Source organism: Acinetobacter sp. YH01021 (assembly GCF_013420255.1).
GTDB lineage: Bacteria > Pseudomonadota > Gammaproteobacteria > Pseudomonadales > Moraxellaceae > Acinetobacter.
On the sequence record NZ_VOYO01000014.1, the window covers coordinates 51122 to 72797 of the forward strand.

General features: G+C 46.0%; 17 protein-coding genes. 9 read left to right on the top strand and 8 right to left on the bottom strand.

From position 1 onward, the window contains the following. Positions 1 to 98 precede the first annotated feature (98 nt). Complete coding sequence (locus FTT86_RS11055) at positions 99 to 743, top strand: hypothetical protein (RefSeq protein ID WP_180181227.1); 645 nt, start codon at positions 99 to 101, stop codon at positions 741 to 743. A 15-nt stretch (positions 744 to 758) separates the two neighbouring features. On the opposite strand, the gene FTT86_RS11060 is transcribed toward FTT86_RS11055, so the two are convergent. Beyond that, positions 759 to 1946 (bottom strand): MFS transporter, encoded by a 1188-nt coding sequence (locus FTT86_RS11060; RefSeq protein WP_180181228.1) that lies wholly within the window; start codon positions 1944 to 1946, stop codon positions 759 to 761. A gap of 983 nt (positions 1947 to 2929) precedes the next feature. On the opposite strand from FTT86_RS11060, the gene FTT86_RS11065 reads away from it, so the two are divergent. The 3 genes from FTT86_RS11065 to FTT86_RS11075 are packed head-to-tail and all read left to right on the top strand — an operon-like array spanning position 2930 to position 5841. Then, positions 2930 to 4057 (top strand): Re/Si-specific NAD(P)(+) transhydrogenase subunit alpha, encoded by a 1128-nt coding sequence (locus FTT86_RS11065; RefSeq protein ID WP_004733722.1) that lies wholly within the window; start codon positions 2930 to 2932, stop codon positions 4055 to 4057. 11 nt (positions 4058 to 4068) lie between these two features. Continuing rightward, positions 4069 to 4392: a proton-translocating transhydrogenase family protein gene (locus tag FTT86_RS11070; protein ID WP_004281642.1), complete on the top strand. Its 324-nt coding sequence runs from the start codon at positions 4069 to 4071 to the stop codon at positions 4390 to 4392. Between the two features lie 3 nt (positions 4393 to 4395). Beyond that, positions 4396 to 5841, top strand: coding sequence for an NAD(P)(+) transhydrogenase (Re/Si-specific) subunit beta (locus tag FTT86_RS11075; protein ID WP_005252850.1), 1446 nt, complete (start codon positions 4396 to 4398; stop codon positions 5839 to 5841). Positions 5842 to 6188: 347 nt separating this feature from the next. On the opposite strand, the gene rsfS is transcribed toward FTT86_RS11075, so the two are convergent. The 5 genes from rsfS to FTT86_RS11100 form a co-directional block, all read right to left on the bottom strand. After that, a complete protein-coding gene (rsfS, locus tag FTT86_RS11080) occupies positions 6189 to 6596 on the bottom strand; it encodes a ribosome silencing factor (protein ID WP_004645144.1) in 408 nt (135 codons plus the stop codon). A gap of 81 nt (positions 6597 to 6677) precedes the next feature. Further along, positions 6678 to 7466 (bottom strand): hydroxypyruvate isomerase family protein, encoded by a 789-nt coding sequence (locus FTT86_RS11085; RefSeq protein WP_180181229.1) that lies wholly within the window; start codon positions 7464 to 7466, stop codon positions 6678 to 6680. Positions 7467 to 7505: 39 nt separating this feature from the next. Then, positions 7506 to 8375, bottom strand: coding sequence for an NAD(P)-dependent oxidoreductase (locus tag FTT86_RS11090; protein WP_180181230.1), 870 nt, complete (start codon positions 8373 to 8375; stop codon positions 7506 to 7508). A 36-nt stretch (positions 8376 to 8411) separates the two neighbouring features. Continuing rightward, on the bottom strand, positions 8412 to 9200 hold the full coding sequence (locus FTT86_RS11095) for a crotonase/enoyl-CoA hydratase family protein (RefSeq protein WP_004645147.1): 789 nt from the start codon (positions 9198 to 9200) through the stop codon (positions 8412 to 8414). Positions 9201 to 9306: 106 nt separating this feature from the next. Next, complete coding sequence (locus tag FTT86_RS11100) at positions 9307 to 12114, bottom strand: ATP-binding protein (RefSeq protein ID WP_180181231.1); 2808 nt, start codon at positions 12112 to 12114, stop codon at positions 9307 to 9309. Between the two features lie 362 nt (positions 12115 to 12476). Between FTT86_RS11100 and cysM the strand changes: the two genes are divergently transcribed. The 5 genes from cysM (at position 12477) to FTT86_RS11125 (ending at position 18764) form a co-directional block, all read left to right on the top strand. Next, positions 12477 to 13406 (top strand): cysteine synthase CysM, encoded by a 930-nt coding sequence (cysM, locus tag FTT86_RS11105; RefSeq protein WP_004281649.1) that lies wholly within the window; start codon positions 12477 to 12479, stop codon positions 13404 to 13406. 18 nt (positions 13407 to 13424) lie between these two features. Next, positions 13425 to 14243, top strand: a complete 819-nt coding sequence (locus FTT86_RS11110; RefSeq protein WP_005101819.1) for a 3'-5' exonuclease — start codon at positions 13425 to 13427, stop codon at positions 14241 to 14243. Positions 14244 to 14249: 6 nt separating this feature from the next. Continuing rightward, complete coding sequence (rlmD, locus tag FTT86_RS11115) at positions 14250 to 15638, top strand: 23S rRNA (uracil(1939)-C(5))-methyltransferase RlmD (protein ID WP_180181232.1); 1389 nt, start codon at positions 14250 to 14252, stop codon at positions 15636 to 15638. A gap of 32 nt (positions 15639 to 15670) precedes the next feature. Then, on the top strand, positions 15671 to 17980 hold the full coding sequence (locus tag FTT86_RS11120) for a bifunctional (p)ppGpp synthetase/guanosine-3',5'-bis(diphosphate) 3'-pyrophosphohydrolase (RefSeq protein WP_005106083.1): 2310 nt from the start codon (positions 15671 to 15673) through the stop codon (positions 17978 to 17980). Positions 17981 to 18080: 100 nt separating this feature from the next. Next, complete coding sequence (locus FTT86_RS11125; RefSeq protein WP_180181233.1) at positions 18081 to 18764, top strand: S24 family peptidase; 684 nt, start codon at positions 18081 to 18083, stop codon at positions 18762 to 18764. Between the two features lie 24 nt (positions 18765 to 18788). Here the strand turns inward: FTT86_RS11125 and secF are convergent, their stop codons facing one another. Both secF and secD read right to left on the bottom strand, forming a co-directional pair. Beyond that, positions 18789 to 19763: a protein translocase subunit SecF gene (gene secF / locus FTT86_RS11130; protein ID WP_171066787.1), complete on the bottom strand. Its 975-nt coding sequence runs from the start codon at positions 19761 to 19763 to the stop codon at positions 18789 to 18791. An 8-nt stretch (positions 19764 to 19771) separates the two neighbouring features. Continuing rightward, complete coding sequence (gene secD, locus FTT86_RS11135) at positions 19772 to 21670, bottom strand: protein translocase subunit SecD (RefSeq protein ID WP_004733746.1); 1899 nt, start codon at positions 21668 to 21670, stop codon at positions 19772 to 19774. Positions 21671 to 21676: the final 6 nt, after the last annotated feature.

The window sequence follows — 21676 nt, forward strand, 5'->3', positions numbered from 1 at the left end:
AAACAAGAAATAAAATTGGAATTCCCAGTCAGGTTGGAATGGTATATTTTGATAGGAGAAAGATGAAGATAAAAATGCTAGAAATAAGGAGAATAATCATGTTGTTATTGGAGGAAATTTATAAAAGCCATAAAGCACAAAATTCGGCACATTTTAATTTAAGAATTCATCGGGGCTTAGGCTGGTTTAAAAAATCGCTAGATCTGGATCAGGATCTGGATTTTAAGTTTATCAGCCTGTGGATCAGCTTTCAGGCGATTTATGCAGATGAGAGTGATCTAGTTCAAGATCAAAGCAAGCTGCAGCAGTTTCTGGAAACACTCTGCCAAAAGGATCTGGATCAGAAAATTAATCATATTCTTTGGGAAAAATACAGCCAGCCGATCTGCTCACTCTTGGCCAATCCCTATGTGGAACAAAGCTTTTGGGATTATCGTCACCAGAAAATTAGTCTGGAACGCTGTCAGGCTGACCTGGAAACCCAGAAACAGAATATAGAGAATGCTTTAAAAGAACGAAATTCTGTTGAAATTTTAGCTGGAATATTTCAGCGTTTATCTACCTTGCACCATCAGATAATGCAGGGTGGCGCCACGTATCACAGCTCGCTGAATTATAAATCATTAGAGGAAAGCTGCCGGATTATGGCAGCCTTATTGCCGGTTTTTATCTGTATTTTATTGGAAAATTCACAAACTCTTGATCTGAATAAGCCTTATTATCCGGCGGCGCAAGTCAGCTAAATAGAGGTAAAATACTTATGCAGTTGTTCTGGCCTGATACCATTGATCCAGCAGGGCGAATAGGGTGGCACACAGAGCTAGCCCGAGTCCTGCCAGACAGGTCATGCTCCAGCCCCCGTGATGCCAAGCATAAACCCCTAAGGCTGAACCACAGGCACCGCCTATAAAATACAAGGTCATATACAGTGAATTGACCCGTGATTTGGCATCCGGGCGCAGGCGGAAAATCACGTTCTGGTTACAGCTGTGCGTAATCGCGAGCCCCAGATTTATCAGTCCATAACCCAGAATATAACTGAGCAAGGATACCGCACCAAAATATAAAAACAGCCAGCTTCCCATCAGGATAGAACAACCGATCCAGCTCAGTGTTTTGATATGGCCACGATCGGCCCATTTACCAATGAACTGCGTAGAAAGTGCGCCAAATACACCGACCAGCGTGACCAGTCCGACCATGACATCAGAAAGCTGAAAAGGTTCCTGTGTCAACAGCAGAGCGATGGTGGAGAACAACATACTCATGGCAGCAAAAGCACACGCACCTGTAAGTGAACGCAAAACCAGTCGTGGTTCCTGCTTGAGTAATATCCCCATAGATTTAAAAATCGCTGTATAGCTGATTCTCAGACGTGGCAGGCTCGGTAGTTTTCCTCTCAAATAAAAACTTAAGGCCAGCATGCTTATACCACTGAGGATATAAATCATTTTCCAGTGAAACAGGTCGGAAAGTAATCCGGCAATACTGGTCGAAAGTAGAATGCCAACCAGTAATCCGCTCATCAAGAAGCCCACCACTTCTCCAGTTTTTTCCGGTTTGACCGCCATGGTGGCCAAGGGAATCAGAATCTGTGCAGCTACGGAAAACAATCCGGCAATGATAGTGCCGACCCAGAGCATTGGCAGATTCACTGCACTGGCACAAATAAATAAACCTGCTGCTGCACCCAGCATGAGGAAAGGGATCAGTTTGGTTTTATTCAGCATGTCCCCTAAAGGCACAATAAAAAGCAGGCCCAGGGCATAAGAGATTTGAGCAAAAGTGACAGTAAGCGCCACTTGTGATTCAGGTACCTGATAATACTGCTGAATCGATGAAATCAGCGGCTGGCAATAATAGTTAGCGCCGGCACATAAGCCGCATGCAATCGCCATCAGCCATAATAAGGGCTTATTTTGACTAATATCGAGAGGCGTGTGCATAGGGCTAACCTTGTATTCAGACCGGAAGAACTTAAATGAGGAATGAGAATAATGTTCAAATTGAGGGCACTATAGGCCAGAAGTTCTTGCTTTAAAAGTAGAGAAATATTGCCAGCATTGAAAATTGTCAGAACTCAGGCAGCTTAATGAAAGAAGTGCAATTTCAAATAGAAAGTATGAGTGAATATTTACAGAATTTTTTATCTTTTAATGAGGGGGTTGCTTCATTAAAGCGCAGCTTGAGGTAAAAACAATAAAAAAGAGCACTGAGGCCAAAAAAGTGGAATATTTACTCTATTTTATTGCGCAAATTTGGTGCAAAAATGAGATTTTCCATTTTGAATCAAGTTCAGTACATTAATATAATAAATAGTCATCCAGCTTTTTTTCTACCCTTTATCTGACTGTTTGAGAACTGAGTCTTATAAAATTTTGGCGATTATTTTTTGTCAGATCTATCAATTCTGTCTGATGAAGATCTGCTCAAAACAAATTCTATCATTTCATAAAATACGATTTTAACATCTAAAAACAATGCTCTTGCTTGAGTGCTAAATCTGTCAAAAAAGTCAAAACTAAAAAAACGGCGCAGCTAAAGTGCCGCTATCTATAGGGACTAGAGAAATTGAAAGTCTGCTTCTGAATCAAGAAATACAGCAATCATTGTCAGAATCATCAATGTAACAAAATAAATCAGAAATTCGCGCTTATTTACACCAGCAAAATCTGGATATTTCATTCAGTGGAATGAATATCGTTTATAAAAGCATCGAATATGAATAGCTAGAGAATTAAATAAATGTGCTATTGCAGCATCATTTTTATGAATCATCAGTTCAAAATATAGGTATTTATTAAATAAATAGTAGGTGGTAATTTCAAACAGTTTGATTAGAATCCAAAAATTCAACAAGAACACATCCTGAGGGGAAGCATCGTTTTACACGATGTTTACTTAAGAAAAATTAGCTTGAGGAACGCTCATGCAGATCGGAATTCCAGCCGAAACTGTTGTCGGTGAAAATCGCGTCGCTGCGACGCCAGAGACAGTAAAGAAATTGATCAGCGCAGGACATAGCGTGATTATCGAACGTGGTGCAGGGGTTAAAGCTGCCTATATCGATAGTGCCTATGAACAAGTTGGTGCCAAAATTACGGATGATGCCTACACCGGCAGTCAGTTGATTTTAAAAGTTCGTGCACCGAAAGGTGATGAAATTCAAAAACTCAACCCGAATACCACTATCGTGGCAATGTTTGATCCTTACCGTAATACTGAGCTTGACCAATTCGCGGCACAAAACGTGTCTGCATTTGCATTGGAACTTTTGCCACGAACCTTATCTCGTGCGCAGAACATGGATGTCTTGTCTTCTCAAGCCAACCTTGCAGGTTACAAGTCGGTGCTTTTGGCTGCGGCTGAATACCAGCGCATGTTCCCGATGCTGATGACTGCTGCGGGTACGGTTAAACCGGCTCGTGTGGTGATTATGGGTGTCGGCGTAGCGGGTCTGCAAGCGATTGCCACTGCAAAACGTTTAGGTGCCATCGTTGAAGCCACGGACTTGCGTCCAACTGCCAAAGATCAGGTTGAATCTCTGGGCGGTAAATGGCTAGACGTGCCGATGTCTGCTGAAGAGCAGCAAAAAGCTGCAGATGCTGCCAAAAATGGTTATGGCTGGATGCCGGGTGAAGAATACATCCGCGATCAGGCTGCAATTGTTGATAAAGCGGTATCAAATGCTGACATCGTGATTACTACCGCTCTTTTACCGGGCCGTGATGCACCGCGTTTAATCCGTGCTGAAACAGTTGCGAAAATGAAACCGGGTTCAGTGATTCTGGACATGGCAGTAGAATCTGGCGGCAACGTCGAAGGTTCAAAATGTGGCGAAACCGTGCATACCGACAACGGCGTCAAAATTCTCGGCATTCCAAATATTCCATCGACGGTATCGACTGAAGCCTCTGCTTTATACGCTCGTAACGTATTTAACTTCGTGGAAACATTATTTGATGCAGATAAGAATTTTGTCCTGAATCAAGAAGAAGAAATTCAAAAAGCCCTACTTGTCACTCATGGCGGCCAAGTGCTGCTGAAACGTGGTTAAGGAGAAGACTCATGGTTGAAACAATTACGATTTTTGTCCTTGCCATTTTCGTAGGTTACTACGTGGTGTGGGGTGTAACACCAGCATTGCATACGCCGTTGATGGCGGTCACCAATGCCTTGTCATCGATCATTATTGTCGGTGCAATGATTCAGACTGTTGGCCTGCCGGTGATTGGCGTTGAAGGTAGCGTGGATTTTCAGACCATTAACGTGGTGAGCGTACTTGGCGCGATTGCAGTATTCCTGGCGAGCATTAATATTTTCGGTGGCTTTGCCGTGACTGCTCGTATGCTGGAAATGTTTAAACCTAAGCAAAAGAAAAAAGAGGGTTAATCCATGGAAATGATTCGAGAGTATGCGGATTGGTTCTACCTGATTGGTGCCGTTCTTTTTATCCTGACGCTACGTGGTTTATCAGGTCCTAAAACTGCGATTGCCGGTAACCGTTACGGAATGATCGCGATGGCTATTGCGGTCGTAACCACCTTCTTTGTAGCTGAGAATCCAGTCGTCTGGATGATCATTGGCGCAATGGTGCTGGGTGCAATCGTGGGTATTGCCCGTGCACGTACAGTTCCAATGACCCAGATGCCTGAAACTGTAGCGTTGATGCACTCACTGGTGGGTCTGGCTGCGGTACTGATTGCTGTCGCTGCCATTATTCACAACAACAAACTGATCGAACTTGGTCCAGACCTGTTGGCTGCCAATGGTGTGAATTTCCATGAAATGAGCCGTGTTCATTTATTTGAACTGTTTGTGGGCTGTTTCGTGGGTGCGATTACCTTTACAGCATCAGTCTTTGCTTATGGCAAACTGGCCGCGAAGAAATGGGCAAAAACCATTTCAGGTGCATGGGTGAAACCGGTTCAGGCAATCATCTTTATTGCAATGTTAGGTTTTGGTGTTCACTTCTTCCTGACTGGCAATATGACCTCTTTCTGGGCGATGACAGGTCTTGCACTGGCATTTGGCTGGGTATGGATTGCACCAGTCGGTGGTGGTGATATGCCAGTGGTGGTATCGCTACTCAACTCATTCTCGGGTTGGGCAGCAGCTGGTATTGGTTTTACCTTAGAAAACAACATGTTGATCGTTGCAGGCTCACTGGTGGGTTCTTCAGGTGCTATTCTGTCTTACATCATGTGTAAAGCGATGAACCGTTCCATCATCAACGTTTTGTTTGGCGGTGCGATGGGCGGTGCAGCTGCGCCGACAGCAGGAGCAGGTGAACAGGTCCAACGTAATCACCGTTCTGGCTCGGCAGATGATGCAGGCTTCCTGATGTCAAATGCAGACAGCGTGGTGATTGTACCGGGTTATGGTATGGCGCAAGGCCGTGCACAAAATGCGGTAAAAGAATTGGCTAACTTGCTAAAAGAGCAGGGCGTAACGGTTCGTTTTGCGATTCACCCTGTAGCAGGTCGTATGCCAGGTCATATGAACGTACTACTTGCTGAAGCGGACGTACCGTATGAAGACATCCTGGAAATGGATGAGATCAACTCGGACTTCCCGGCAACAGATGTGGTGCTAGTGATTGGTGCGAACGACGTTGTGAACCCTGCGGCGAAAGATGATCCAACATCGCCAATTTATGGTATGCCAATTCTGGAAGCGCATAAAGCACGTACGATTATGGTGATCAAGCGTTCTATGGCGACCGGTTATGCGGGCCTGGACAATGACTTGTTCTATAATGACAAGACCATGATGATCTTCGGTGATGCCAAGAAAGTGGTGGAAGATATGACCAAAGCCATTAATGGTACGGGTCACTAATCATTTAAATCATTAGAATCCCCCTAAGTCCCCTTTAATAAAGGGGGATTTTTTGCTAAAGGCTCCCTCCTTTGAAAAAGGAGGGTCGGGGAGGATTAAACAAAAACCGCCCTGGGTGGTTTTTATGCTGCAATATTTTATATCGTGTTATAAGGATTGTTGCGCAGTCATCGGGTTTCTATGTTTATGATGAATTGAGCTTAAAACAGCAGTTAAATCGGTGCATAAGAGCAGGTAAAAATTAAAGAAAAATAGCTATAGGTTCAGTGGTATTAATGCTTATAAAGTTAGATGAACAGGCAATAAAAAAGCGACCTACACAGGTCGCTTTTTTGAATATTCGGTTTTTACGCTACAGAGTCAGTATCTGTAGGATTGCGCCATAAGCTTTCTAGGTCATAGAATTTACGCGCTGTTGGAAGCATACAATGAACCACCACATAACCAAGGTCGATGAGGATCCATTCAGCATCACGTTCGCCTTCAATACCAAGAGGGCGGAAGCCAGCTTTACGTGCTTCTTCAGCAACGTTATTGGCCAATGATTTGATGTGACGTGTCGATGTACCGCTTGCAATGACCATAGCATCAGCCACATTACTGATACCGCTGACATCAAGCTCAACAATTTCTTTTGCTTTTACATCTTCAAGTGCAGCATGTACCACTTTTAAGCAGTCCTGTACAGCTTGAGAATTTGAATTCATAGTAAGATCGTGAGAATTAGAAGCGCTGGGCGATGGTTCTAAATTCATGGGGAGTGTAATTTCCTAACAATTATGCATGGTCTAATATAGCGGTTTTAGTCCTGAATTTCAAATGAAGCCGCAGTCCACTCAGTCATGCTCCGGAAAGAACTCATCTTTCCAGTCAAAGGAATCGTTGGAATGTCCGCTAGGTTTGTACTCGGCAGCGACATAACCTTGATATTGACTATGTTTTAACCACTGAAATATATCATGATATTGAATTGAACCCGTATTGGGTTGATGCCGTCCCGGACAATCCGCAAATTGGATATGACCAATCGAGGCAATATTTTCTTGCAAAGTTTCTAAGACATCTTCGCCCATCATTGCCATGTGGTAACAGTCGTACTGCATTTTTAAGGCCGGATGATGTACCGCTTCCAGCATTTCCTGGGCTTGGGCAACATTTTGAATCAAAAAACGTGGCATATCGGTGCCATTGATCATTTCGAAGACCGGTTCAATTTGATGCTCAAGCAGCATTGAACAGGCCATTTTTAGGTTACTCGCCAGCGTATTCAGGCAGGGTAAAAGATCACAATCCCTAGGCTGTTTTCCTGCCAGAATGTTCACCCGAGGTACATTCAATGCGGTAGCATACTGGATAGCCTGCTCAACCGCATGACGAAACTCGATTTCCTGTCCTGGAATGCCAGCCAGACCATGACCGCCCTGCATTAAATCACCTGCCGGCACATTAATCAGGCACAAGTTTAGCTGATGGGTGCTGAGCTGGTTTTGAATCTGGCCAATCGTAAGTTCATAAGGAAACTGGATTTCCACATGATTAAAGCCCTGTGCACGAGCCAGCGCGAAACGTTCGATCAGCGGTACTTCGGTAAAAATCATCGACAGGTTGACGGCAAGTTTAATCATGTCTTTCTCTTCAATATTCAAGGCCGCATCAATCAAGCTTTATGAATGTTTTAGTTGCTGGATTACAGTAGCCAGATCTGCTTCGGCAAAGCCTTGGGCTTGATGAGCATGTAACTGCGTTAAAGCTTGAGTCGCCACCGGAACATCCAGGTCAAAGCTTTGTGCCAGTTGCACGGCATTATTCAGATCCTTGGATAAGGTCTGTACTTTCCATTGCACCGGTTCAAAAGTTTGCGTGGCCATACGCGGTGCCAGAATCTGAAAAGGCTTGGAGTCGGCAAAACCACCCGCCAGCGCAGGCGCGAGTAAACGGGTATCCACCCCCGCAAGTCCAGCCAAGGCAACCGCTTCTGCAATCAGGGTGCTATTGGCAGCCACAATCAGCTGATTACAGATTTTGGTCGCCTGACCGGTGCCCGTATCACCCATGCGGGTCACGCGCTGTGAAAGTACTGCATAGATCGGATCAAGGTTTTCAATCGTCGCGGCATCACCACCGGCAAAAATCACCAGACTGCCTTGTTCAGCTCCGGCGGTACCGCCTGAAACCGGAGAGTCAATCCAGATTACTTTCTTGGCCTGTGCTCGCGCGGCAAGTGTTTGAGTTTGCTGTACCGAAAGACTGGAAAAATCCACAATCACTTGCTCCGCAACCAAATACGGTTCGATCTGAGCAAAAACAGATTGCACCGCATGATCATCTGCCAGACAAGTCAGAATCACTGGATAATTCGCAATCTGGTCTAAAGACAGTGCAGTTGCTCCTAGATCCAGCAAGGGATCACAGGCCGCTGGCGTACGGTTCCAAACCGCCACCTGAAAACCTGCCTGAAGCAGACGTGTGGCCATACGAGTGCCCATCAGCCCCATACCTAAAAAGGCAATTTTAGTATCGCGATTCAACTGCATACTTTCTCTTATTCCTTGCTTTGACTCAGACTCGACTTATTTATATTGGCGCGGTACAAACTGAACCTCTGGGTTCTTGTCTTTTTTACGGGCCAGCTGGCTATTTTTACCCAGCAGCAATTTCAATTGCCAGATTTTTTCCATACGCAGGGATTTGTTCGGACGATGCTGCATGGCATCCAGTACAAATTTAGAGGCCATCAGCGCATCTGGGGAACGTTGCAGCATTTCTTCAGCCAAGGCTTGTGCTCTTGCCAGTGGCTGTTCATCGACATGGGTGATCAGACCGATTTCTTTGGCATATTCGCCCTCAAAAATCCGGGCAGTCAAAGTCAGCTCTTTTGCCAGATCAATACCAATCAGGCCTTTCAGTGAGCGGCTGAGTCCCATGTCTGGCACCAGTCCCCAACGGGTTTCCATAATTGACATTTTAGTCTCAGGATGGGCAATGCGTATGTCTGCGGCCAGGGCAAGCTGCATCCCGGCACCAAAACAGAAGCCTTCCATCGCGGCAATCACCGGAACGGGCAATTCTTGCCAGACCAGAAATGCTTTTTGAAACAGGCTTTGACCCGGACGAATCAGCTCCCAGGCAGCATAAGCACGATTTTTAGGATTATTTAAATCGGCCAGATCAATACCGGCACTAAAGACTTGAGCTTCACCCGTTAAAATCACACATCGGATGCTTTTATCTTTTTTGATTTTTTGTGCAGTCGCGACCAGTTCGCGCAGCAGGGCAAAGCTCATGGCATTGCGTTTATCCGGACGATTCAGTGTAACAGTGGCAATGCCGTTATTTTTTTCCAAGCGCACGAGTGACATGGCATTCTTCCTTATTTTTCCTGGCTTGAGCATAGCATGCAGCCTTTAGGCTTGCATGACAGCTCAGTCACACTTCTTAAGTCATGGACTGAGCCACTTCAGAGGTTTAATTCAAATGTTGCTTCAAAATTTGCTGGGCAGCCTGTTCAACCTGTTCAACCACGGCTTTGAGTTCATCAAAATATTTCAGCACGTCCTGAACAAAGTTTTCATCGGCCTTACGGCGTTCTTTGCGCAGGGTTGAAACGAACTGTTCAAAGCCACCGGTGACTTTCTGTAAAGTCGGTGCACCGACATAGCGGGTCGCGCCGTATAAACGATGCAGCACATGTTCCAGTTGTGGGAAATCTTCCAGTTCAATCAGTTGCTGCATTTCATCGAGTTCATCCGCAAAGCTGTCCACCAGCATGCGTAACAGATCTACCGCCAGATCTTCCTTATTGGCTGCCAGTTGCAGACTTTGCTGCCAGTCCAGAATATTTGGATCCAGAGCATCAATCACATTGGCACGTTCCAGTACCGGAATCCGTTTAAAATGCTCGGTGGTCCAGTGCGTCAAAATTTGGATAATCTGCTCGATCTGGATCGGCTTGGTGACATAATCATCCATGCCGTTTTGCAGCAGTTTATGTTTTTCATCAGAAAGTGCATGCGCCGTCAGTGCAATAATCGGCAGGCGGCTATGATTTTCAAAAGTTGATTGCAGCGAGCGAATAGCACGGGTGGTATCGATCCCCGACATGACTGGCATCTGAATGTCCATAAAGACCAGATCAAATGCTGGCTGTTCCTGTTCATAACGGCGCTGAATAATATCGATCGCTTCCTGCCCGCTGAGGGCTTTGGTCGTGGTGACATTGAGTTCACCCAGCAAGGCTTCCAGAACAATCAGGTTGGGTAAGTGATCATCCACGGCCAGAATATGCAGGCCTTGACCATTAAATTCTTCATGCTGTTCCTGGTCGAAGACCGGCTGATTGCCGAGTAACTGAATCAGCGCGCTGCGGCTGAGTGGCTGATGCAGGGCACGGGCACGATGGTCATTGAGCATGCTTGGATCCAGTTGCATCTGATAACCATAGACAGCCAGATGACCCTGATAACGTGAACGGATTTCGCGTAACAAGACTTCACTGTCACCACTATGATCGACGATCAGCCAGGTATTTTCGCTATTCTGTAAATGATTCAGACGGCTAAACAGATCCAGAATTGATGCACATTCAATATGTTTAACCTGATAATTTTCCAGATAATGCCGCAGCACATTCGCAGTTGCCGGATGTGCAAGATAAGACACCACGGTCAATTCGCTAAAATCTGGATGCTCAATCACGGTATCTTCATCGACCAGGAACTGGGCAGTAAACCAGAAAGTAGAGCCTTTTTCGGTTGGAGCACGTTCCTGATTGTCTTCAAAACCAATCTGGCCATGCATCAGGCTGACCAGCTGTTTGGAAATTGCCAGACCAAGACCGGTACCGCCAAACTGACGGGTCACCGAGGTATCACCCTGCGAGAAGGACTCAAACAGCTTTTTACGGTCGGTACCACTCAGGCCAATGCCGCTATCCTGTACACTAAAATGCAGCACACACTGATCCATTCCATCATGTTCCATGCGTGCCCGGACAATGATTTCTCCATCCGGAGTGAATTTGATCGCATTGGAAATCAGGTTGGTCAGAATCTGTTTAAATCGTAGCGCATCACCAATAATGTGTTTTGGCACACCATCTGCATAATAGAAGGCCATATCAATATGTTTTTGTGCTGCCAGAGGTGACAACATGTCCATCACATCAAAAATCGCTTCTTCCAGATCAAAAGGTGCCGTTTCTAATTCCAGTTTGCCGGCATCAATTTTGGAAAAATCCAGAACATCATTGATCAGTGCCAGCAAATGCGCCGAAGACTTACGAATGGTCTGCAAATACAGGCTCTGCTCGTTGCTGAGATTGCCCTGACGTAACAACAGATGAATAAAACCATCAATACTGTTCAGCGGGGTGCGCAATTCATGGGAAATATTGGCCAGAAACACCGACTTGGCCTGGTTGGCCGAGATCGCCTGGTCGCGTGCCTGACGATAGGTAATATTCTGGACTTCTAAAGTGTCGAGGGTGCGGCGTAAATCGTCTTCGGTCTGTTCGGTATGTTCACGCAGTTCCAGAAAGCTGAAATGCAAACGTTTCACCATATTGGCGATATCACGTTGCAATAAACGCAGCTCGCCGGTGCTGTTAATCACCATATGCTGGCCGAGGGTATTGGCATTCAGGCGTTGCAATTGCATGCGAATCTCATACATTGGGGCGATCCAGCGCCGTGAGTAGAAATTCAAGCAAAGTAATAACAATAATAAGGTCAGTAATCCGGTCGCAATCAGTACGATCAGTACTCGGTAACGGGCAATTGCTAGCGGCTGGTTATCCAGTTCGATCGCCAGCCAGCCGGTAGAAAAAGTGTTTTCATTCACTTTAATGGCATAGATATGATTATCTTGATGCAGAATCGGACCAACAAAATTGCCGCTTTTCTCAAATTCTGGCCAAGGCGCCTGTTCCTGAAAACCGATGCCCAAACGGTTCTTGCCATTTTCATCCAGAACTGCTGCCCGAACCAGATGCTTTTCATTCAGCATGTTCTGCATGGCGTTGTGAGCTTGGTCATATTGCCATGGATACAGGTTCAAGATATCCAGGGCATATTCTGAAGTGCCTTGAAAGCGAGTCAGAATCGCAATGGCCATCTGCTTCTGCTGGGCACGTGCGGCATTCGAGGTTTCAGTCAACACCAGCATGGCACCGACGCAGGCCAAAATAGTAATTGGCACAAAAATCAGCGCAATCAGCTGTCCATAGGCATGATTTAAGTGTAGGCGTTTAAACAGCTTTTTGTTGATCGTTGACATGATTTAAGCAGTATTTTCTTTATGCCTGGCATATTAGCATGCTTTAAATCGACAGTTAAAATTTAAGCATAATTTTTATAAAGCTTCGGATTAGCAGTTAAAAATACAAGAGATTTCAGTTAATTTTGCTCAGGTACAGCAAGACTAAGACGCACGAAATTTCAATCTGTAAAAGTGCCAGACTGAAATAGTATTTTCATCTTCATTAGCGAGCTGCTTCACCTGGCTAAATTATCGGGAAATGTAGTTTATGGCTTGATAGTGTGTGAGTTTTAGTGAGTTTTCTGAAAAAGCCTTGCTAAATGGATGCAGGGAAAAGCATTTTTTCATACAATAGCCGCACCTCGATATAGGTGCAAATAATGAGTAATACCATCCCTGATTTTCAAGCAGATGAATTTTTGTTAGACCATTATGTAGGCAAAACGCCGCTGGTGCGTTTACAGCGTCTGGCAAGTCACACTCAAGCTACAGTACTCGCGAAACTCGAAGGCAATAACCCAGCAGGTTCGGTCAAAGACCGTCCGGCCTATAATATGATCATGCAGGCCGAGAAGCGTGGGCAGATCAAACCGGGTGACACCCTGATTGAGGCAACGAGCGGAAATACGGGGATTGCATTGGCGATGGTCGCAGCAATGCGTGGCTATAAAATGAAGCTGATCATGCCGAACAATATGAGTCAGGAACGTAAGGACGCGATGCGTGCGTATGGTGCCGAGCTAATTGAAGTAACCAAAGAGCAGGGCATGGAAGGTGCACGTGATCTTGCTGCTCAAATGCAGAATGATGGTGTGGGTCTGGTGCTGAATCAGTTCGGAAATCCGGATAATGTCGAAGCGCATTACCTGACCACGGGTCCAGAAATCTGGCAGCAAACCGGTGGCAAAATTACCCATTTTGTCAGTTCTATGGGTACCACCGGCACCATCATGGGTGTGTCGAAATACCTGAAAGAAATGAATCCTGATATTCAGATCGTCGGTTTACAGCCATCTGATGGTTCAAGCATTGCCGGAATCCGTCGCTGGCCAGAAGAATATCTGCCAACCATTTTCGACCGCAGCCGAGTCGATCGCATTATTGATATTCCACAAATCGAAGCTGAAAAAACCATGCGTAAGCTGGCACAGAAAGAAGGCATTAGTGCCGGAACCTCTTCTGGTGGGGCAGTGTGGGCCTCGATTAAACTGGCGGAAGAACATCCGGATGCAGTGATTGTGTGTATTATCTGTGACCGTGGTGACCGTTACTTGTCTACAGGGTTATTCTCTGTACAAGATCCTGAATAATTATTTGAGCACTGTTTTATGCGCCTGCCTGTTTTAACTTTCGATATTGAAACCCAAACCGATCTCAAATCAGGCGCGCATCTGTTTGGTCTGGACCTGCCCGAAGCAGATCTGGATCAGGCCTTGACCAAATTACGCCGTCAGGATTCAGGCTCTGATTTTCAGCGGTTACCGCTGCATGAAATTGTCTGTATTTCCGGTTTATGGATGGATGAACAGGGTATGAAGCTGTTTTCCTTTAGTCGAGAACAGCATTCTGAAGCAGAAATTTTGAAAAAATTCTTGTCGATTTTTGACAAGCGCCATCCGACTCTAGTGAGTTGGAACGGCTCACAGTTTGATTTACCAGTGATTTTATACCGCGCCATGTATCATGGGCTCTCTGCACCGAGTCTGTTCGATCAGGGCGAAATTGATACGCAAAAGCGTTATAATAACTACCAGAATCGTTACCATCATCGTCATGTTGACCTGATGGATGTGATGGCCATGTTTCATGCCCGTCATTTCCAGAAGCTGGATGATGTTGCACATTTGCTGGGCTATCCAGGCAAGCGCGGTGACGGAGCCTATCGGGTTCCAGAATATGTCCGCAATCAGCAATGGACCGAACTAACGTCTTATTGTGAAGGTGATGTCCTGAATACCTGGCTGGTGTATATCCGCTGGTTACTGTTAAAAGGCCAACTGTTACTGCCGGATTATCAGCATTTGCTGCAAAGCACGATTCAATATTTGCATACTCAACCGCAGCATGCGGACTTTTTATCAGTTTGGCGTGAGACTTCGCAACGAACTGAATTTACCCAATTTGATTTTCCCATCTCCACACCCTAGGTTTTCATGAAACATCGAGCAAAAGCACGTCCTATCCAGCAACCCGAGTACATTTTTCAGGTTGAGTCACTATCGCATGAGGGACGTGGCATCGCTCATTATGGTTCACATCCGGATCACCCGCAGCATAAACATGGCAAGAAAGTCTTTATCCGTTATGCCTTGCCGGGTGAAACCGTGCGTGCCCGCATTACCCGAGAAGTTAAAAAACTCGAAGAAGCCGACAGCCTTGAATTGTTGAGCGATGCTTCCGAGATTCGCGTAAAACCGGTGTGTCCGCATTTTGGGATTTGCGGTGGCTGTAATATGCAGCATATCGCTGCGGATGCGCAGATTGAACTGAAACAGAATGTGCTGAAATCACATCTTCAGCATTTTGCCGGAATCCAGCCTGATCAATGGCTACCGCCTTTACGTTCACAACGTGAAGATTATCGCCGTAAAGCCCGAATCGGGGTGCGTTATCTGCCTTCCAAGGATCAGTTGGTGGTGGGTTTTCGTGAAAATCAGTCCAATAAACTGACGCCGATTGATCGCTGTATGATCTTGGATCGCGAGTTTGGCTCGGTTACACGTCTTAAACAATTGCTGCAAGGTCTCAATGGTAAGGCCGACATCGGTCATATAGAATTGGCCATGGGGGATCAGGACATTGCACTGCTGGTGCGTGAAACTGCAAAATTATCTGCCGGTGATGTCAACCAATTGCGCGAATTTACGTTACAGAAAGGCTGGCAACTGTATCTGCAGCCTGCCGGCAAAGAAACGCTTTCGCGAATAGATGATACAGAAGCATCTGCACGCTTACACTATGGTCTTGATGACTTTGATGTGAAATTCGGCTTTAATCCTCTGGACTTTACCCAGGTAAATTCAAGCATCAATCCGCAAATGGTACGATTGGCATGTGATTTGCTTCAGCTACAACAGGGTGAACGGGTTCTGGATCTGTTTTGTGGATTAGGAAACTTTTCTTTGCCGCTGGCGCGCTGTGTTGGTGCGTCGGGTCAGGTGATTGCGGTCGAAGGAAGTGATGAAATGGTTCGACGTGGTGCGGAAAATGCCAAAAACAACGGTATTGCACAAATAGCGTTCTATTCACAAGATTTAACCAAAGATTTCTCGCACCACACTTGGGCAAAGCAAGGTTTTGATGCATTATTAATCGACCCGCCACGTGCCGGGGCAGAAGAAGTGATGCATTATATTCCTCAGTTTGGAGCTAAAAGAATCGTTTATGTGTCATGTAATCCTGCGACACTCGCCAGAGATACAGGACTCTTGGTACAACAGGGCTATCGTCTCACCCAAGCGGGCGTGATGGATATGTTTACACATACTGGACATGTTGAATCAATCGCATTGTTCGAAAAAGAAAATCAAATAAACGATTAAAGAAATGATGTTTTTAAAAGTAGGAGACGGGTATGGTCACAGTACGTGAGCAACTCCCTGGGCGACTCAATGAGTTGTCACAGGAGACGACTGTAGAACATGCCGAACAAGCACACCAGGATCTGACTGAATGGTTGGATCGGGTTCGTGGCATATTAGATGGCGCACCTTTAACGCAGCTCGAAGAAGTCGCCCACTTAACATTAGAAAGAGAGCTGCAAAGTACGGTTCAGCACCGCTCCAATACCTTTTATACTGGTATTGAGATGGCGGATATTCTAGCGCATCTGCATGTCGATGAAGATACTTTGTCCGCAGCCATGCTGTATCGTGCTGTTCGTGAAGGCGTCATGCCACTCAGTGAAGTATTGGAACAGTTCGGCGAACAGGTGCATAGCCTGGTCAAAGGTACGCTTGCCATGGGTAAGCTGTCTGAGCTGATCGAAAAAAATAAACGCCTGGAAGATCATTTCAATAATAACCAGCGTGAACATCTATCTGGCATTTACAAAATGCTGATCTCGGTCACCGAAGATGTACGGGTTGTTCTGGTCAAGCTGGCCGAACGTACCTATGCCTTGCGTGAACTGGCCAATTCCTCGCGTGAGCGTCAGGAACGGGTGGCCCGAGAAATTCTGACCATTTACTCGCCACTGGCACACCGCTTGGGCATTGCCCAGCTGAAATGGGAGCTGGAAGATCTGGCGTTCCGTTATCTTGCGCCGGAACGTTATAAAGAAATTGCTTCCTTACTGAATGAAAAGCGTCTGGAGCGTGAACAGTATATTCAGTTTGTGATTGATAAATTACGTAATGAATTGGCTGAGCATGGCATCGAAGCTGAAATTAATGGCCGGGTGAAACACATTTATTCGATTTATCGAAAAATGAAAAGCAAGAACCTGAGCTTTGACCAGCTCTATGATATTCGTGCGCTACGGGTACTGGTGAAAAGTGTACCGGAGTGTTACCACACTTTAGGTATTGTGCATCAGATCTGGCGCCACATTCCGCATCAGTTTGATGACTATATTACCAATCCGAAAGCCAATGGTTATCGTTCTTTACATACTGCAGTGATTGCCGAGAATAAGTCACTTGAAGTGCAGATTCGTACCCATGCAATGCATGACGAAGCTGAACTGGGGGTGTGTTCACACTTTAATTATAAAGAAGGCGCAAAAACCACAGATCGATCCTTTAATCATCGTCTACATTCCTTACGTGCGGTACTTGAGCATTATCAAGAACGTAATGAAAGCAGTGCACATAAAGAATCTGAAGATGAAATAGAGAATTTTGAGCATATTCAAGATTTTGAAGGCTTCGAAAAGATCTATGTGTTTAGCCGTGATGGCGATATCAAAGAGCTGCCACGTGATTCAACCGTGCTCGACTTTGCTTATCATGTACATACCGAAGTCGGCAACAAGTGCTATGCCGCACGGGTAAATCAGCGCTATGTGCCGCTGACTTATACCCTGAAAACCGGTGAACAGGTTGAAATTCTGACCAAAAAAGACCGGGAACCGAACCGGGACTGGCTGGTTAATTCGCTGGGTTATATCAAAACTGCCCGTGCGCGGGACAAGCTGCGCCACTGGTTCCGCCAGCAAGATCGCAGCAAGAATCTGGAAGTTGGCCGTGAAGTACTGAACAAGGAACTATCACGTCTGGCAATTCACCCGAAATCGATTGATCTGAGTGATTATTGCAACCACTTCAATGTCAAAACCGGTGATGACATTCTGGTGAATCTGGTCAATGGCGATATCAGCTTGCATGCTCTGATTAATCAGGTGAACCGCCATATGCATCTGGATCAGGACGAACCTGAACTGGTACTAAAACCTGCCCTGAACCCGCGTGCCAGTCATACGCTGTCAGCGCACGGGATTCTGATCGACGGTCTGGATAACGTGGAATTGCATGTCGCGCAATGTTGCCAACCGGTGCATGGTGAGTCAATTGCAGGTTATATCACTCTGAATCGGGGGGTGAGCATTCATAAGGTCGCTTGTCCGGACTATGTGCGTATGATTTCTCAAGAGCCTGAGCGTGCGGTAGAAGCCGATTGGGAAATGCAGCCGACTCGCGGTCAGAGCGTACAGATTGTGGTGGAAGCTTATGATCGACGCGGTTTGCTCAAAGATCTGACACAAGTGATTTTCTCGGATCAGATCAATATCCGCCAGGTGAATACCATTTCGGAAGCGGATGGTATTGCCAATATGAAGCTGTTGATTGAAGTCAAAGGTTTGGCACAACTTTCCAAGCTATTGGCCCGTCTAGAACAGCAGCCGGGAATTATCAGCGCGCGCCGTCTGGTACAGGGCACTTAATTGCTCTTATGTAAGTTTAAAAAGCCTGCAATTTAATTGCGGGCTTTTTTATTGTAAGGTATTTGAATCACATGCATAAAAAATAGACCAGAAAACCAAGATGAGCGCGACCGAAATATTTGAACGTAGACGAAATAATCTGGCCAAGGTGATTGATCTGCTGATCGAGACGCAGCAATTTAAAACTGGCAAAGAGATCTGTGAGCATTTTGGCTTGTCAGCCTCATATATTGCGCAATTGCTGAATAGTAAACGCCAAATCGGGGAAAAAGCAGCAAGGGAGCTGGAACAACAACTGGGTCTAGATGTGTTCATTCTAGATCAGTCGGATGAGCTGAAAGTTGAATTATCTCCGGCTCTAGAGCAAGGTGGACTATTTCAGATGCAGGTGGTACAACAGCAGGCATTCACACTTATTCCCATAGATTCAGCGCTCTCATTCAATCAGGATATTTTTCATCTGCAATCACAGCATTATGCGATTCAGGTAGCAGGGCGGTATTATTTTCCCAGCTTAAAACCGGGCTGGTGGCTGGTTTGTGACAAACAGGCCGAGTTATCCACTGCAGGCATACTCTGTGTGTATCTGCTCAATGGCTTGCAGCTCATTTTGCAACTGGTCAGTGAAACTCAGGATCATTATGAATTTCAAAGTCTGGATGAAAGCAGAAAGGTGGTTTTCCAGAAAACTGATATTGAGAAAATCCATCCAGTCATTTCGATTATTCCCACTGCCACATATTCAAACAACAGAAATAATTCAGCCCATCATAAGACGGGCTGAACGATGAACATGAAACAGAACAGATTATGGAATCTGGTTCTCGTCTTCAAATTCTGGCTTCACCTGAACAATAAAGTCCTGACGGTTTAGACCACGCCACAAGGCAAAGGCTGTACCGATATAGATCGACGAATAGGTCCCGACAAAGACACCAACAAACATCGCGATCGAGAACCATTTCAGACCATCACCACCCATCAGCATCATGGCAAGCACCACCAGCAATAAGGTCATAGAGGTATGAATGGTACGACGCAGCGTTTCAGTCAGGGCAATGTTAATGATTTCGACCGGTTCTGCACCACGAATCTTACGGAAGTTCTCACGGATACGGTCAGAGACCACGATATTATCGTTCAGTGAGAAACCGATGATTGCAAGGAGTGCTGCAAGTACAGTCAGGTCAAATGGCCACTGCATCATCGCAAAAATCCCGAGGGTAACGACGATATCATGGAACAGTGACAATACTGCACCCATAGCCAGCTTGACCTCAAAGCGGATGGTGACATAGACCAGCATCAGCAGGAGCGCAAGTGCCACAGCACCGCCAGAACGGACATAGAGCTCATTACCGACCTGTCCACCGACGACATCAACCTTCGGTACTTCTGCCGCATTATTTGGCAGTTGAACTGCGGCTGTAACAGCTTTGGTCAGGTCTTCAGCTTCGATATCTTCCTGAACCGGCATACGCACCATCAGGTCACGTTCAGAACCTAAAGTCTGAACCACAGCATCATTAAAGCCTGCCTGGTTCAATGCCTTGGAGACATCTTCAGGTTTGACCGGATTGGTATAGTTTAATTCGGCTGCCACACCACCGGTAAAGTCCAAACCGAGGTTCAGGCCTTTGGTGGCAATAAAGAAGATACTGGCAACGGTTAAGAGAATTGAAAACAATGCCGCAGGCATCGCAATCTTCATAAACGGAATAATGCGTTCGTCTTCCGGACGACCGTACTGTTTTTGATTCAGTTGAGTATTTTCAGTCATCAGTGATCTCCTTAAATGCTCAACTTTTTCAAGTTACGTTTTTTGCCATAAATGAGCTGTACCACGGCACGCGTTACTGTAATGGCAGTAAACATCGAGCAGACAATACCAATCATCAGGGTTACGGCAAAGCCTTTGATCGGACCTGTACCAATCGCGAACAGAATGAACGCCACCAGGAATGTGGTCAAGTTCGAGTCGAAAATGGTGTTATAGGCACGATCATAACCGGCCACAATCGCCTGTTTTGGCGAAGCTCCCCATTTCATTTCTTCCCGTATTCGTTCACAGATCAGTACGTTGGCATCGACCGCCATACCGATGGTAATGACGATACCGGCAATACCCGGAAGGGTAAGGGAAGCGCCAATCCAAGACATGACTGTCAGAATCATCGCCAGGTTAAAGACCAAGGCAAAGTTGGCAATCACACCAAACAGACGGAAGAATACCACCATCCAGATGGCGACCAGAAGGAAACCGATCTGAGTTGAAAGTACACCTTTATCGATGTTTTCTTGACCCAGACTTGGACCAATTACACGTTCTTCAACAAAATACATTGGCGCAGCCAACGCACCTGCACGCAGCATCAAGGCAAGTTCAGCAGCTTCTTGCGGCGAGTCCAGGCCAGTAATACGGAACTGAGAACCCAGTACTGCCTGAATGGTTGCAGCGTTAATGACTACAGATTCAGTATACGGGGTACGAACTTCAGTCTGAGTGCCGGTCGCAGGGTCTTCCACATAATTAATGCGCTGCTTGTTCTCGATGAACAAGACGGCCATACGTTTGCCGACCGCATTACGGGTGGCATCCGACATCAGTTTGCCGCCTGCGCTGTCCAAGGTAATGTTAACTTCAGCACCGCCTGTGTCTTGGCTAAAGCCACTTGATGCATTCTGAACACGTTCACCGGTTAAGATACGGTTACGGTTCAACAAGAGCTGACGACCACTGTCCAGTGACTCATAAGCAAAGACTTCTGTGCCTGGTGGCAATGCACCCGTTGCCTGACCGGTATATGGATCAATATATTGATCATTCAGGTCAGACACCAGACGGAACTCGAGGTTCGCGGTACGACCTAAGACACGTTTCGCTTCAGCGGTATCCTGCACACCAGGAAGCTCAACCACAATACGGTTGCTGCCCTGAGTTTGAACCAGTGCTTCTGCCACACCTAACTCGTTAATACGGTTACGTAAAGTGGTCAAGTTCTGATTGACAGCATAAGATTCAATTTCTTGCTTACGCACATCAGTATAGTTTAGACGTAAGGTCGAACCGGTCTCGGTCGCAACAGCCTGCTGGGTAAACTCATTGCCATTACGGCGCAAGAAGTCCATCGTTGCAGAACGGTCATCATTGTTGGCAAACTGCATCACAATGGTGTTGTTGCTTAAATTCAGGCTATTAAATTTCAGGTTGTTATCACGCAACTGACGACGTAGATCCGTCGCAGAGGTTTCCATACGCTGGGAAATAGCCTTGTCCATATCCACTTCAAGCAAGAAGTGAACACCACCACGTAAATCCAGGCCAAGCTTCATTGGTTTGGCACCAATTTTTTGCAGCCATTCTGGGGTGGTCGGGGCAAGGTTCAGTGCAACCACGTAATCATCACCTAAACCACGACGTAAAGCCTCTTTAGCTTTAAGCTGCGATTCACTTGAATCTACACGTAATAAAGCTGCATTGTTGCCAAAGCTATTGTCATGGGTGGCAATATTTTCAGTTTTTAAAATTTGCTCTGCTTTTTGTACGATGCTTGCATCAATTTGAGTACCGGCTTTGGCACCCGAAATCTGTACAGCAGGTTCATCTGGATACAAACTTGGCAGGGCATATAAGGTACTGATCACCAGGACAACCAGGATCAGTACATATTTCCATGCTGGGTAACGCATTCGTTT

Excerpts from the sequence above, each read along its gene's own strand:
- FTT86_RS11055 (WP_180181227.1), top strand. The coding sequence starts at position 99 with ATGTTGTTATTGGAGGAAATTTATAAAAGCCATAAAGCACAAAATTCG.
- FTT86_RS11060 (WP_180181228.1), bottom strand. The coding sequence starts at position 1,946 with ATGCACACGCCTCTCGATATTAGTCAAAATAAGCCCTTATTATGGCTG.
- FTT86_RS11065 (WP_004733722.1), top strand. The coding sequence starts at position 2,930 with ATGCAGATCGGAATTCCAGCCGAAACTGTTGTCGGTGAAAATCGCGTC.
- FTT86_RS11070 (WP_004281642.1), top strand. The coding sequence starts at position 4,069 with ATGGTTGAAACAATTACGATTTTTGTCCTTGCCATTTTCGTAGGTTAC.
- FTT86_RS11075 (WP_005252850.1), top strand. The coding sequence starts at position 4,396 with ATGGAAATGATTCGAGAGTATGCGGATTGGTTCTACCTGATTGGTGCC.
- rsfS (WP_004645144.1), bottom strand. The coding sequence starts at position 6,596 with ATGAATTTAGAACCATCGCCCAGCGCTTCTAATTCTCACGATCTTACT.
- FTT86_RS11085 (WP_180181229.1), bottom strand. The coding sequence starts at position 7,466 with ATGATTAAACTTGCCGTCAACCTGTCGATGATTTTTACCGAAGTACCG.
- FTT86_RS11090 (WP_180181230.1), bottom strand. The coding sequence starts at position 8,375 with ATGCAGTTGAATCGCGATACTAAAATTGCCTTTTTAGGTATGGGGCTG.
- FTT86_RS11095 (WP_004645147.1), bottom strand. The coding sequence starts at position 9,200 with ATGTCACTCGTGCGCTTGGAAAAAAATAACGGCATTGCCACTGTTACA.
- FTT86_RS11100 (WP_180181231.1), bottom strand. The coding sequence starts at position 12,114 with ATGTCAACGATCAACAAAAAGCTGTTTAAACGCCTACACTTAAATCAT.
- cysM (WP_004281649.1), top strand. The coding sequence starts at position 12,477 with ATGAGTAATACCATCCCTGATTTTCAAGCAGATGAATTTTTGTTAGAC.
- FTT86_RS11110 (WP_005101819.1), top strand. The coding sequence starts at position 13,425 with ATGCGCCTGCCTGTTTTAACTTTCGATATTGAAACCCAAACCGATCTC.
- rlmD (WP_180181232.1), top strand. The coding sequence starts at position 14,250 with ATGAAACATCGAGCAAAAGCACGTCCTATCCAGCAACCCGAGTACATT.
- FTT86_RS11120 (WP_005106083.1), top strand. The coding sequence starts at position 15,671 with ATGGTCACAGTACGTGAGCAACTCCCTGGGCGACTCAATGAGTTGTCA.
- FTT86_RS11125 (WP_180181233.1), top strand. The coding sequence starts at position 18,081 with ATGAGCGCGACCGAAATATTTGAACGTAGACGAAATAATCTGGCCAAG.
- secD (WP_004733746.1), bottom strand. The coding sequence starts at position 21,670 with ATGCGTTACCCAGCATGGAAATATGTACTGATCCTGGTTGTCCTGGTG.